We start from the raw sequence: 12,639 nt of genomic DNA, 5'->3' as shown, positions 1-12,639 counted from the left end.
CTATTCAAGACTAAAGCTTCAGGCCCTGACACTCATGCAGATTTCCCTCGCCCGCCAAGTTGCCCTCATCACCGGCGCCAGCTCCGGCATCGGCCATGCCGCCGCCAAGGCCCTGGCCGCTGCCGGCGCCGCCGTGGTCATCAACTACAACCGCCAGGCCGAACCCGCCGAAGCACTCGCCCGGCAGATCATCGCCGACGGCGGTCAGGCGATTGCCATTCGCGCCGATGTGTCAAAGGAAGATGACGTAGAACGACTGTTCGCCGAGACCCTCGAAGCTTTCGGTTCACTGGACATTCTGGTGGCCAATTCCGGTCTGCAAAAAGACGCGGCGGTTATGGACATGTCGCTGGCGGACTGGAACGCGGTCATCGGCGTCAACCTCACCGGCCAGTTCCTCTGCGCCCGCGCCGCCCTGCGGATTTTCAACCGCCAGGGCGTGCGCGAAGGCGTGTCCCGGGCCGCCGGCAAGATCATTCACATGAGTTCGGTGCACCAGCGCATCCCTTGGGCCGGGCATGTGAATTACGCGGCGTCCAAGGGCGGCGTCGATCTGTTGATGCAGTCTCTGGCGCAGGAAGTCAGCCATCAGCGCATTCGCATCAACGGCATTGCGCCGGGTGCGATTCGCACGGCCATCAATAAAGAAGCCACCGAAGGCGCGGCCGGCGAAAAACTGCTTGAGCTGATTCCCTACGGTCGCATCGGCGATGTCGAAGACGTCGCCAACGCGGTGGTGTTTCTCGCTTCCGATGCCGCCGATTACATCGTCGGCACCACCCTGTTTATAGACGGCGGCATGAGCCTCTATCCGGAGTTTCGCGGCAATGGCTGAGCATCATCCAGAACGACAAAGCCCGATCGACGCCCACGGCATCATCGGCGACATGCGCAGTGCGGCACTGGTCAACGATAAGGGCAGCGTGGATTTTTTCTGCTGGCCGGAGTTCGACAGCCCATCGATTTTCTGTTCGCTGCTGGACACCCCTGACGCAGGGATTTTTCAACTGGCGCCGGACTTGCCCGATGCCCGCCGCGAGCAGATTTACCTGCCGGACACCAACGTCCTGCAAACCCGCTGGCTCAGTGAATATGCCGTGGTGCAAATCACCGACATGCTGCCGGTGGGTGACAGCGAAGATGACTTGCCACTGCTGATGCGGCGGGTGCGGGTGGTCAGTGGCGAGGCGACGTTCCACATGCGCTGCGCCGTTCGTCACGACTATTCCCGCGCCGACACCCGTGCGCAGTTGGATCAAAAAGACGTGGTGTTCAGTGCCACAGGGCAACCAACACTGCGTCTGGCTTCGGATCAGCCCATGCAAGTCGACGCAGATGCAGCGGTTGCCCGCTTCACCCTCAAACAGAATCAGACCGCCGCCTTCATGCTCGGCGCCACCGACGATCCGCGCTTTGCCGAAGGTGCCGGAGACTTCTGCATGGAGCGCACCCTGAAGTTCTGGCGCGACTGGATCGGTCAGTCGATTTATCGCGGACGCTGGCGGGAAATGGTCAACCGCTCCGCCCTCGCGCTCAAGCTGCTGACCTCACGCAAACACGGTGCGATCCTCGCCGCAGCCACCTTCGGCCTGCCGGAAACCCCCGGCGGCGAGCGCAACTGGGACTATCGCTACACCTGGATCCGCGATGCCTCGTTCACGGTTTACGCGTTCATGCGTCTGGGTTTCGTCAGTGAAGCCAACGCCTACATGGGCTGGCTACGCGGACGGGTCAGCGACTGCTGTGGCCAACCGATGACACTGAACATTCTGTACGCCATCGACGGTCGTCAGGAATTGCCGGAAACCGAATTGACCCACCTTTCAGGCCATGGCGGTGCGCAACCGGTCAGGATCGGCAATGGCGCGTATGACCAGATCCAGCTCGACATCTTTGGTGAGTTGATGGACGCGGTGTATCTGGTCAACAAGTACGGTGACGCGATTTCCCACGAAGGCTGGAAACACGTGCGCGAAGTGGTCGATCAGGTTTGTGAGACATGGCAGACCAAGGATGTAGGCATTTGGGAAATGCGTGGTGAGCAACATCACTTTCTGCACTCGCGGCTGATGTGCTGGGTGGCGCTGGATCGGGCGATTCGGCTGGCCTCGAAACGCTCGCTGCCTGCACCGTTCGCGCAATGGGATCAGACTCGCCAAGCGATCTACGCCGACATCTGGGACAACTTCTGGGACGAAGAGCGCGGGCATTTCGTGCAGTACAAGGGCGGCACTGCGCTGGATGGTTCAATGCTGTTGATGCCGCTGGTGCGTTTCGTCAGCGCGAAGGACCCGCGCTGGCTGTCGACGCTTGAGGCCATCGAAAAGACGCTGGTGCGCGACGGCATGGTTTATCGCTACCGCAATGATGACGCCAACATCGACGGTTTGACCGGCACTGAAGGCGCGTTTGCCGCGTGTTCATTCTGGTATGTCGAATGCCTGGCCCGTGCCGGGCAAGTGGAAAAGGCCCATCTGGAATTCGAACAACTGCTGCGCTACGCCAATCCGTTGGGGCTGTACGCCGAAGAGTTCGACAGTCATGGGCGGCATCTGGGCAATACCCCCCAAGCACTGACGCATCTGGCATTGATCAGTGCAGCGAGTTTTCTCGATAGGCGCTTGAGTGGGGAAAAGAGTGAGTGGCAGCCGTAATTGTCATCGGAGTCTGTCGGACATTTGCCACCTCCCACTCGCAGCAAGACTAATTCCTACAATCAGTCACTCCCTGTGGCGAGGGGATTTATCCCCGATGGGCTGCGAAGCAGCCCCAAACCCTCCACAAGCAATCCTCCAGAAATACCGCATTCACTGACTTTGCGACTGCTGCGCAGCCGGTCGGGGATAAATCCCCTCACCACAGTTGCGCGGCTCAGTTCCTACATTCGCTAAACACCACCACTCAATCCCTCCCCCCGCAACTTGCGCTTACACCCCGAAATACCTTGTTGCCAGCGGTTACATCCGCCCCTACCATCAAGCGCAACGGGCACAGCGGAGCTGTCCAACAAAACCCGAATTCAAGGAACCAGAATGTCCCAGCACGTCCAGCGCACCATCAATTCCCCCCTGCGCACCGGCCTGACCCGCACCCAGCTGTGGGAAGCCGCCGACAAAGGCCTGATCAAATGCTGGGAAATCGGCCGCCAGCGCGCCACCCGCTTCCCCGACCTCGCTCTGCAATGCCTCGCGGGTGAACTGCCGGTGCTCGGCTGGAAAGGTGGCGTCAGCCGCAGCCTGAAGAAAAACGAGAAGCACGGCTCACTGAAATACCTCGCCCAATGGCAAGGGTTGCGCGGAGAAGATCTGGATATCGATTTGAGTGATGAGCGCTCGCTGACGTGTTCACGGACGAAGATGGTGGTGACGTTTACCCCGGATCGGACGAAGTATTTCAATCAGGTGGCGGAAGCTGAGGCTTAAGGAACAGCAGCACTCACCGAAAACCGCTCCCGATACGCCTGCGGCGTCACGCCGATGGCGCGCAGGAAACTGCGGCGCAATGTCTCTTCACTGCCAAACCCGCAATTGGCAGCAATTCGTTTGACCGGGAGCCCAGTATCACCGAGCAGCCGCCGCGCGGTCTCGACGCGGATCAACTCGATAGCCCGCGCCGGGGTCTGGCCGGTGTCGGCGCGGTAGTGGCGGACGAAGCTGCGTTCGCTCATGCCGGCCTGTTCGGCGAGGGTGGGAACACCGAGATCGCAGGTCAGGTTTTCGGCGATCCACGCATGCAAGTCATCGAAACGATTGCCCTGATTTTGCAGCGATAACGTCACGCTGAACTGTGACTGCCCGCCCGGGCGTTTGAGGAACACCACCAGATGCCGGGCGACGTCCAGCGCGATGTCGCGGCCGAGGTCTTCCTCGACCATGGCCAGCGCCAGATCGATGCCGGCAGTGACGCCTGCAGAAGTCCAGACCGGGCCGTCGTTGATGAAGATCGGATTGGCCTCGACTTGCAAGTTAGGGTGCTGCTGCGCCAGTTGCTCGCAACGGGTCCAGTGGGTGACGACGCGACGACCGTCGAGCCAGCCACTGGCCGCGAGCAAAAATGCCCCGGTGCACACCGAGGCCACGCGCCGGCATTTCGCCGCGTGTTCCCGCACCCAGTCCACGAGTGACACATCTTCAGCGGCGGAATAAATCCCCCAGCCGCCCGCGATGATCAGCGTATCGCTCGGCTCCACCGGTAACGGTTCGGCCAGCACCGCCAACCCCGCCGACGACATCACCGCCCCGCCCTCGCTGGCAATCACTGACGGCGCATAAGGAACCGGCAAGCCGCGCTGACGGGCGAGATCATTGGCCGAGGCGAATACCTGCAAGGGACCTGTGATATCGAGGATCTGCATGTTGGCAAACGCGAGTACGTGGATGGCTTTGGGCATTTGGCGTAATTCGTGGGGCAATTGGCGTATGCGCCAAAACCTACGCGCCTACAGTGAAGCCGTCCACCCCTTTTAATGGAGCAAGAACGATGACGCTGCAGATCGGTTTTCTGTTGTTTCCGCAGGTTCAGCAATTGGATCTGACCGGGCCATACGACGTGCTCGCTTCGCTGCCGGGCGTGCAGGTGCATCTGATCTGGAAGGATCTGATGCCGGTCACCGCCAGCACCGGGTTGCTGCTCAAGCCGACCACCACGTTCGAGGACTGTCCGGATCTGGATGTGATCTGTGTGCCCGGTGGCGGTGGCGTCGGGCCGCTGATGGAAGATGAGCAGACGCTGAGCTTCATCAAACGTCAGGCGGCGCAGGCGCGTTACGTGACGTCGGTGTGCACCGGCTCGTTGGTGCTTGGCGCGGCGGGCCTGCTGCAAGGCAAACGCGCAACCACGCACTGGGCGTATCACGATCTGCTGCCGACACTGGGCGCGATTGCGGTGAAGGATCGGGTGGTGCGTGACGGCAATCTGTTTACCGGTGGCGGGATTACTGCCGGGATCGATTTTGCGCTGGTGCTGGCGGCTGAACTGGTTGATGCCGATACGGCGCAACTGGTGCAGTTGCAACTTGAGTACGCGCCGGCACCGCCGTTCAATGCCGGCAGCCCCGATACAGCGCCGAGCGCAATCGTCGATGAAGCCCGGCTGCGTGCGGCGCCATCGTTGAAACTGCGCACGGAAATCACCGGGCGCGCGGCGGCGAAACTCAACTTGCGCTGATCCTCAGCCATCCACAAAACCCTGTAGGAGCTGCCGAAGGCTGCGATCTTTTGACTTTGGCTTTTTCAAGATCAAGATCAAAAGATCGCAGCCTTCGGCAGCTCCTACAGGTCGGCTGTCACTGGCTTCAGCCCCTGCTTTGCTCTTCACCTTCACTTGTCCCCCGCCGCCCGTCCGTGTAGAAAGCCCTTCCACAAAATCTGCACAAGGACCCTCCATGAAGTCTCTGCCATGGCTTTATCTGGCACTTCTCGGTATCGGCTACGGATTGGCGCTGAGTTACGGCCAACTCGGCTGGCTCGCGCTGATTTCTGTCGGGCTTCTGCTCTTCGCCGGTTTTGCCGTACGTCAGCAACACGTGCAGGTCGCGCGCTATCTCGGTCACGGTCTGTTCGTCGTTCTGGCGTTGGCGCTGGCGTTGCATTGGTTGCCCGGTTTCTACAACGGTCGCGCCATCGACCCGCAACGCTTCACCGACAATGCCGTACCGTTCTCGATGTACCTGAATCAGGACAAACCGCTGATCGGCCTCTGGCTGTTGCTGGTCTGCCCATGGATTGTCGCGCGGCGTTCATTGCGCCTGACGGTGTACGCCAGCGCTCTCGCCCTGACCTTGAGCGCGATCCTCGCCCTCGGCGGGGCTGTGTTGCTGGGCGTGATCGCCTGGGCGCCGAAGTGGCCGGATCAGGCGTGGCTGTGGGTGCTGAATAATCTGCTGCTGGTGACGCTGGTCGAGGAAGCGCTGTTTCGCGGCTATATACAGGGCGGCCTGAGCCGACGCTTCAAGCACCTGCCATACGGCGAAAATCTCGCCCTGCTGCTGGCTTCATCATTGTTCGCACTGGCGCATATCGGCGCTGGCTGGACATGGGTGTTGCTGGCGGGTCTGGCAGGTGTCGGCTATGGTCTGGCCTACCGTTTTGGCGGACTCGGCGCGGCGATCGCCACGCATTTCGGGCTGAACCTGCTGCATTTCGGCTTGTTCACCTATCCGATGCTCGCGGGCTGAAGCAAGGCCGGTTTTGCGACGCCGTACATAAATCTGAAAAAAAATTCAATAAAAAGCTGACACCGCCGACAACCTTTCAAAGCCTTGCGGATTGAAAAACCATGCGTAATAACCAGCCCATCACACAACGCGAACGGACTTTCCCGGCTCAGCAACGGTTGATTTCCACAACCGACGCCAAGGGCATGATCACCTACTGCAACGACGCTTTCGTCGAGATCAGCGGGTTTTCGCGTGAGGAACTGATCCGTGCGCCGCACAACCTGGTTCGTCACCCCGACGTCCCGGCGGCGGTGTTTTCGCACATGTGGGGCACACTGAAACAAGGCTTGCCATGGATGGGCATTGTCAAGAATCGCTGCAAGTCCGGGGACCACTACTGGGTTAACGCCTACGTGACACCGGTGTTTGAAGGCAATCAAGTGGTCGGTTACGAGTCGGTGCGGATCAAACCCACCGCCGAACAGATCCGCCGTGCCGAAGCGCTCTACCAACGCATCAACCAGGGCAAGTCGGCGATCCCTTCCAGCGATAAATGGCTGCCGGTGTTGCAAGACTGGCTGCCATTCATTCTGGTCAGTCAGTTGGGTTTCGTGATCGGCGCAACCCTGAACTCGCAGTGGGGCTTTGCTTTGGCGGCCGGTCTGTCGGTGCCGCTGGGCCTGATGGGTTTGCAATGGCAACAACGCGGGCTCAAACGCCTGCTGCGTCTGGCCGGGCAGACCACGTCCGACCCGTTGATCGCGCAGATGTACACCGACAGCCGTGGCGCCCAGGCACGTCTGGAAATGTCGATCCTCAGCCAGGAAGCACGCCTGAAAACCTGCCTGACCCGTCTGCAGGACACCGCCGAACACCTGACCGATCAGGCCAAACAGTCCGACCGACTGGCGCACAGCAGCTCTACCGGCCTGGAACGTCAGCGCGTGGAAACCGAACAGGTCGCCACCGCCGTCAACCAGATGGCCGCGACTACTCAGGAAGTCGCCAGCCACGTGCAGCGCACCGCCGACGCCACTCAAGAGGCCAATCGCCTGACCGGTCGCGGCCGCGACATCGCCGGCGAAACCCGCGAAGCCATTCAGCGCTTGTCGGTGGTTGTGGGTGAAACCGGCCTGACCGTGACCCAACTGGCCAAGGACAGCGACGAAATCGGCGGCGTGGTCGACGTGATCAAAGGCATCGCCGACCAGACCAACCTGCTCGCCCTCAACGCCGCCATCGAAGCGGCCCGTGCCGGCGAGATGGGCCGTGGGTTTGCCGTGGTGGCTGACGAAGTGCGCCAATTGGCGCAACGCACCAGCGAATCGACTGGGCAGATTCATGCGCTGATCGCCAAGTTGCAGCAGACTGCTTCGAGCGCCGTGCAAACCATGGAAGCCGGGCATCGCCAGGCGGAAGAAGGTGTGGCGCGAGTCCTGGAAGCGGATCAGGCACTGGTCGGCATCAGCGAAGCGGTGGCCAACATCACCGACATGACCACCCAGATCGCCGCCGCGACCGAAGAGCAAAGTGCGGTGGCCGAAGAAATCAGCCGCAACATCAGCAATATTTCGGAACTGGCGGATCAGACCTCGGAACAGGCGCACAACTCGGCATTGCTGAGTGAAGAGCTGACGAAGACGGCCAATACGCAGTATTCGTTGGTGGAGCGGTTTAACCGCTGATTGAACTGGCGATAACAAAAACCCGGACAGCGAAAGCTTCCGGGTTTTTTATTGCAGGTCGGAAATGGATGGCGCCAGAGCCGGAATTCGCTGACTACCTTGGTTTGCCTACGCATCCACACTTGCCCGACGCTGTCTAGCTGTCAGGTTTTACAGTAGACGCGCGTTCATTAAAGAACCTTCAATGGCACCCAGGTGTTCTCACCTGTCTTTGTTCATACACGGAGAAGGATTTCATCATGAGCGCGAAGTGCATTTTCATCACGAAGCAAAACAGTTTCCAGCCCGCCACCAATGATTTTCACTGGAGTTTCGGGGCTGAGCCCATCAACGCTCAACACAGCTCGTTCGCCTATAGCGTCTTCGCGCCTACCGGCGAAGAAAGTTGGGTCTTTGCCGGTTCGACCGGATCGTTGGACGAAGAAAACTACTTTAGCTTTCTTCTGAGCGTGCCTTATCTCGATGAAGATTTGATGGAGTACACCTACAAACTGAATGACGGCAAAGGGTTGCATGTTGCCCATATCCATTCGATACCTGCCCCACCGGGTTTCACGGGATTCGCAACTGTCGATGCCGATGACGCGGAACTTACAATCAGACTGGACCGGACAACAGGCACCGTCACCGGTGACTTCACCGCAACGTTCAAATCCGAAGGTTATCGTTTGTGGCCGAACGGAACGTTCAAACTGACAAGAACCGATCAATGAATCAGCATTAGGCGGTACGGCTTCTGTGCGATGAGCGGGGCAAACGCCCCACTCATCGGCTTCGCAACTATTGCGGCAAACGGAGTTTATCCAATAGTCGATTGACCAACAGCTCGTTCAGCATGATCACCTGCTGCAGCGCCAACAGCGGTTTACGCTCCGGGCCGCCCACCGAGTTGGCGATATTACCGGCAATGGCATGGGCGTATGACAGCGACTCACAGGCTTCGACGAGCAGGGTTTCGTCATCCAGCGTGGGGTCAACGAGAAACACGGGGCGAAACTTGGGCGATTTTGGCGGAGCCGCCAGGTCTTCGGGTTTGAGGTAGTAGTCGAGGGCGCGATCGGTTGCCTCTTTTACCTTTTGCGGGTCAAGCGCAGGGTCGTGGGGGATCGGATCGGTGTGCGGTGGGTTGGGTGTGATTTTGAACATTGGTGTAACTCCAGTTTCGAATATTAGGAGCCATCACCCTCGCTACCAAACGATTGGGTGGTGGCCATACGTGGGTTGGTAGACCGGTCGAAACGGGAAACCCGGCGCTCACGAGTGAGCCCCACGCATGTCCACCATAAAAATCTGAGCCCCAAAAAGGGACTGCTTACGGTGACGCCATACGACGGTTTCGAAGCGGGCTACCAAACCCGATCACTGTTTTTCAGTGACAGGGGAACGATATAGCCCACTGCATAGCCGTGTAAGCCGGCGGATTCTGGCGTACGCGTAGGTAACGGCGCAAGGTGTTGTAGCCCTTATGGCGTAACGCTTTGTGTGGTTTAAACGTGTTCATGGGATTACGTTTACTCGCTGAAATTGCCGGTAATCAGCCTCCTCTTTTGATGTTGTCTGGCAGACCGCTTTCGCGAGCGGGCTCGCTCCCACAAGGGATCGTCGTCGGGCACAAAATATGTGTGCCACCGCAAATCCAGTGTGGGAGCGAGCCTGCTCGCGAAGAGTCCATAACAGCCAGCGAAATTATTGAGGCAACTTCAACTTATCCAGCAACCGATTGACCAACAGCTCGTTCAGCATGATCACCTGTTGCAGCGCCAGCAGCGGTTTGCGCTCCGGGCCACCCACCGAGTTGGCGATATTACCGGCAATGGCATGGGCGTATGACAGCGACTCACAGGCTTCGACGAGCAGGGTTTCGTCATCCAGCGTGGGGTCAACGAGAAACACGGGGCGAAACTTGGGCGATTTTGGCGGAGCCGCCAGGTCTTCGGGTTTGAGGTAGTAGTCGAGGGCGCGATCGGTTGCCTCTTTTACCTTTTGCGGGTCAAGCGCAGGGTCATGGGGGATGGGATCGGTGTGCGGTGGGTTTGGCGTGATTTTGAACATGGATGACACTCCTATTGCAGTTTAGGAGCCATCACTCTCGCTACCAAACGAGGGTGGCGGCCATACGCGGGTTGGTAGACCGGCTGCAATAGGAACCCGGCGCTCACGAGTGAGCCCCACGCATGACCACCATAAAACCGAGCACCAAGAAGAGGGACTGCCTACGGTGTTGCCATACAGCTATTACAGACGGGCTACCAAACCCGATCACTGATTTTCAGTGACAGGGGAACGATATAGCCCACTGCATAGCAGTGTAAGCCGGCGGATTCTGGCGTACGCGTAGGTAACGGCGCAAGGTGTTGTAGGCCCGATGGCGTAACGGGTTGTGTAGTTTAAACGTGCTCGCGGGATTGCGTTTATGGGCAGAAAAAGCGGGAAGTTGGCCTGTTGTTTTGATGTTGTTTGTCAGGCCGCTTTCGCGAGCAGGCTCGCTCCTACAGTTGGGCCGGGTACACCAGCAAGGGATTGGTCGGCTGGCAGGCCGCCATCGCTGGCAAGCCAGCTCCCACAAGAAAATGAGTACACCCCGCACGCGGCGCATGCCGCCCCACTCAAAGGATGAGCGTTAGCTCGGCTGCGGCTTTTGATCTTGATCCACGGGCGACGTCGGAAGGCTGAGTGGAGGGATCGATCTGGGCGTGGGAGCGCAGCGACCGTTTGGCGAAGCCAAACACAGCGAGAGGAGGTGCAGCGCAGCAAACCGGAGACGCTGCGCCCGGATCGATCCCGGAGCGAAGGAACCCCGAGCCCCAGCGAGCGGGCCGCACGTAGGAGCAAGCGTTTTTTTGCTTACTTTTTTTAGGCGTTTGTAAAAAAAGTGAGTCGCCGTCAGGGCGAAACCCTAAGTGGCCGTTACCGCAGCAATGGATATGTACCCAAAAAATATGTCGTGACTGAAATCGATCCCCCTCACCCCAGCCCTCTCCCCCATGGGGTCGAGGGGAAAGGGAGCAGATCTTCATGCAGTTCAAAATCTCAGACCAGCTCGGTCAGCTGCTGAGAAACTCGGCTACTTTCTGCGCGGCACTGGCCAAATGCTGCTCATGCGTAAACCCGGAAACCTTGAGCGGCTTCAGGTCATGATCCCCCGCCACAAGCCAAAACACCTCAATACTCGGCGATAACGAATAAGCCTCAACCGCCTCACGATTACCCAGCGCATCCCGCTCCCCCTGCACAATCAACGTCCGCGTCTGCAAACCAGCCAAATGCTCAACCCGCGGCTTCTCCGGTTTGCCCACCGCATAAAACGGATAACCCAGGCAAACCAAGGCATCAGCGCCCAACTCATCGGCCAAGAGACTCGCCATCCGCCCGCCCATGGACTTACCACCGATGGCCAAAGTCCCAGCGACATGGCGTCGCACTTCGGCAAATACTTCGCGCCAGCACTCAAGCAGTTTCGCCGCAGGATTCGGCGGCCGCTTGCCCCCATCCACCCGCCGCTGCGCCATATACGGAAACTCGAACCGCAACACGTTCACCCCAAGCCCAGCAAGGCGCCCAGCCATATCCGTCATCCACTCGCTATCCATCGGCGCACCCGCCCCATGCGCAAGGATCAACGTCGCCGAAGCCTCACCCACAGCCGCATCCCATAACCACCCATGATCACGTACGCACTGCGCCCATTGATCCCCGTCAATACTGGCCTTGTGCTGTTTGTCCATGCTTGCCTCGCTTTTAGTCTGCCTATAACTCCAGACGAAGGATTCGCAGCGTTTTCTGCGTGCGCTCACTTCGGCTGAACCGTGGATGGGGAACCATGAACACTTCTATCAGTACCGCCTACAACTACAAGGTGGTCCGCCAATTCGCCATTATGACGGTGGTGTGGGGCATCGTCGGCATGGGCCTCGGGGTTTTTCTCGCGGCTCAATTGGTCTGGCCCGAACTCAACTTCAATTTGCCCTGGACCAGTTTCGGCCGCTTGCGCCCGCTGCACACCAACGCGGTGATCTTCGCCTTCGGTGGCTGCGCGCTGTTCGCCAGTTCGTTCTACTCGGTGCAGCGCACCTGCCAGACTCAGCTATTTGCGCCGAAAATCGCCGCGTTCTGCTTCTGGGGCTGGCAGCTTGTAATCCTGTTGGCGGCAATCAGCCTGCCGCTGGGTTACACCAGTTCCAAGGAATACGCCGAGCTGGAATGGCCGATCGACATCCTGATCACCATCGTCTGGGTCGCCTACGCGGTTGTGTTTTTCGGCACGATCATGCAGCGCAAGACCAAGCACATTTATGTCGGCAATTGGTTCTTCGGTGCGTTCATCATCACCGTGGCGATTCTGCACATCGTCAACAATCTGGAATTGCCGGTGAGTTTCACCAAGTCCTACTCGGTGTATGCCGGTGCCACCGACGCGATGATTCAGTGGTGGTACGGCCACAACGCCGTAGGCTTTTTCCTGACCACCGGTTTCCTCGGGATGATGTACTACTTCGTGCCGAAACAGGCCGAACGTCCGATCTACTCCTATCGCCTGTCGATCGTGCACTTCTGGGCACTGATCACCCTGTACATCTGGGCTGGCCCGCACCACCTGCACTACACCGCGCTGCCGGATTGGGCTCAATCGCTGGGCATGGCGATGTCGATCATTCTGCTGGCGCCAAGCTGGGGCGGCATGATCAACGGCATGATGACCCTGTCGGGCGCGTGGCATAAATTGCGCACCGACCCGATCCTGCGTTTCCTCGTGGTTTCCCTGGCGTTCTACGGCATGTCGACCTTCGAAGGTCCGAT

General features: G+C 59.2%; 12 protein-coding genes. 8 read left to right on the top strand and 4 right to left on the bottom strand.

Annotated features, from left to right (window positions below):
• The first annotated feature begins 34 nt into the window (after positions 1-34).
• The 3 genes from ACIOVB_RS05420 (at position 35) to ACIOVB_RS05410 (ending at position 3,422) form a co-directional block, all read left to right on the top strand.
• Positions 35-835 (top strand): glucose 1-dehydrogenase, encoded by an 801-nt coding sequence (locus ACIOVB_RS05420; RefSeq protein ID WP_401265560.1) that lies wholly within the window; start codon positions 35-37, stop codon positions 833-835.
• Positions 828-2,654, top strand: coding sequence for a glycoside hydrolase family 15 protein (locus ACIOVB_RS05415; protein ID WP_401265557.1), 1,827 nt, complete (start codon positions 828-830; stop codon positions 2,652-2,654). Before ACIOVB_RS05420 ends, ACIOVB_RS05415 begins: the two co-directional genes overlap by 8 nt.
• A 378-nt stretch (positions 2,655-3,032) precedes the next feature.
• Positions 3,033-3,422, top strand: a complete 390-nt coding sequence (locus ACIOVB_RS05410) for a hypothetical protein (RefSeq protein ID WP_401265556.1) — start codon at positions 3,033-3,035, stop codon at positions 3,420-3,422.
• Here ACIOVB_RS05410 and ACIOVB_RS05405 read toward each other — a convergent pair.
• The gene (locus ACIOVB_RS05405) at positions 3,419-4,390 is read right to left on the bottom strand and encodes a GlxA family transcriptional regulator (protein WP_401265554.1); all 972 of its coding nucleotides are present in this window, start codon (positions 4,388-4,390) and stop codon (positions 3,419-3,421) included. The two genes, ACIOVB_RS05410 and ACIOVB_RS05405, sit on opposite strands and share 4 nt — an antisense overlap.
• Before the next feature lie 89 nt (positions 4,391-4,479).
• On the opposite strand from ACIOVB_RS05405, the gene inhA reads away from it, so the two are divergent.
• From inhA to ACIOVB_RS05385, 4 genes are all read left to right on the top strand, one after another.
• Positions 4,480-5,166, top strand: coding sequence for an isonitrile hydratase (inhA, locus tag ACIOVB_RS05400; RefSeq protein WP_187680919.1), 687 nt, complete (start codon positions 4,480-4,482; stop codon positions 5,164-5,166).
• A gap of 217 nt (positions 5,167-5,383) precedes the next feature.
• Complete coding sequence (locus ACIOVB_RS05395) at positions 5,384-6,175, top strand: type II CAAX prenyl endopeptidase Rce1 family protein (RefSeq protein WP_401265552.1); 792 nt, start codon at positions 5,384-5,386, stop codon at positions 6,173-6,175.
• A gap of 101 nt (positions 6,176-6,276) precedes the next feature.
• Positions 6,277-7,842, top strand: coding sequence for a methyl-accepting chemotaxis protein (locus ACIOVB_RS05390; protein ID WP_401265551.1), 1,566 nt, complete (start codon positions 6,277-6,279; stop codon positions 7,840-7,842).
• A 239-nt stretch (positions 7,843-8,081) separates the two neighbouring features.
• Positions 8,082-8,555 carry a hypothetical protein gene (locus ACIOVB_RS05385; protein WP_401265549.1) on the top strand — a complete coding sequence of 158 codons (474 nt, stop codon included), beginning with the start codon at positions 8,082-8,084 and terminating at the stop codon, positions 8,553-8,555.
• A 67-nt stretch (positions 8,556-8,622) separates the two neighbouring features.
• Here the strand turns inward: ACIOVB_RS05385 and ACIOVB_RS05380 are convergent, their stop codons facing one another.
• From ACIOVB_RS05380 to ACIOVB_RS05370, 3 genes are all read right to left on the bottom strand, one after another.
• Positions 8,623-8,988: a DUF6124 family protein gene (locus ACIOVB_RS05380; RefSeq protein WP_401265547.1), complete on the bottom strand. Its 366-nt coding sequence runs from the start codon at positions 8,986-8,988 to the stop codon at positions 8,623-8,625.
• A gap of 540 nt (positions 8,989-9,528) precedes the next feature.
• Complete coding sequence (locus ACIOVB_RS05375) at positions 9,529-9,894, bottom strand: DUF6124 family protein (RefSeq protein ID WP_401265545.1); 366 nt, start codon at positions 9,892-9,894, stop codon at positions 9,529-9,531.
• A gap of 992 nt (positions 9,895-10,886) precedes the next feature.
• Positions 10,887-11,567: an alpha/beta family hydrolase gene (locus ACIOVB_RS05370; protein WP_401265543.1), complete on the bottom strand. Its 681-nt coding sequence runs from the start codon at positions 11,565-11,567 to the stop codon at positions 10,887-10,889.
• Between the two features lie 95 nt (positions 11,568-11,662).
• Between ACIOVB_RS05370 and ACIOVB_RS05365 the strand changes: the two genes are divergently transcribed.
• Positions 11,663-12,639: cbb3-type cytochrome c oxidase subunit I (locus tag ACIOVB_RS05365; protein WP_401265541.1), on the top strand; the 977-nt coding region annotated here is incomplete at its 3' end.

This window comes from Pseudomonas sp. NPDC087639 (assembly GCF_044743385.1).
Taxonomy (GTDB): domain Bacteria; phylum Pseudomonadota; class Gammaproteobacteria; order Pseudomonadales; family Pseudomonadaceae; genus Aquipseudomonas.
Note: the sequence above shows the minus strand (reverse complement) of the source record. Positions and strands in the feature narration are given on the sequence as shown.

Excerpts from the sequence above, each read along its gene's own strand:
- ACIOVB_RS05410 (WP_401265556.1), top strand. The coding sequence starts at position 3,033 with ATGTCCCAGCACGTCCAGCGCACCATCAATTCCCCCCTGCGCACCGGC.
- ACIOVB_RS05405 (WP_401265554.1), bottom strand. The coding sequence starts at position 4,390 with ATGCCCAAAGCCATCCACGTACTCGCGTTTGCCAACATGCAGATCCTC.
- ACIOVB_RS05385 (WP_401265549.1), top strand. The coding sequence starts at position 8,082 with ATGAGCGCGAAGTGCATTTTCATCACGAAGCAAAACAGTTTCCAGCCC.
- ACIOVB_RS05375 (WP_401265545.1), bottom strand. The coding sequence starts at position 9,894 with ATGTTCAAAATCACGCCAAACCCACCGCACACCGATCCCATCCCCCAT.
- ACIOVB_RS05415 (WP_401265557.1), top strand. The coding sequence starts at position 828 with ATGGCTGAGCATCATCCAGAACGACAAAGCCCGATCGACGCCCACGGC.
- inhA (WP_187680919.1), top strand. The coding sequence starts at position 4,480 with ATGACGCTGCAGATCGGTTTTCTGTTGTTTCCGCAGGTTCAGCAATTG.
- ACIOVB_RS05395 (WP_401265552.1), top strand. The coding sequence starts at position 5,384 with ATGAAGTCTCTGCCATGGCTTTATCTGGCACTTCTCGGTATCGGCTAC.
- ACIOVB_RS05420 (WP_401265560.1), top strand. The coding sequence starts at position 35 with ATGCAGATTTCCCTCGCCCGCCAAGTTGCCCTCATCACCGGCGCCAGC.
- ACIOVB_RS05390 (WP_401265551.1), top strand. The coding sequence starts at position 6,277 with ATGCGTAATAACCAGCCCATCACACAACGCGAACGGACTTTCCCGGCT.
- ACIOVB_RS05380 (WP_401265547.1), bottom strand. The coding sequence starts at position 8,988 with ATGTTCAAAATCACACCCAACCCACCGCACACCGATCCGATCCCCCAC.
- ACIOVB_RS05370 (WP_401265543.1), bottom strand. The coding sequence starts at position 11,567 with ATGGACAAACAGCACAAGGCCAGTATTGACGGGGATCAATGGGCGCAG.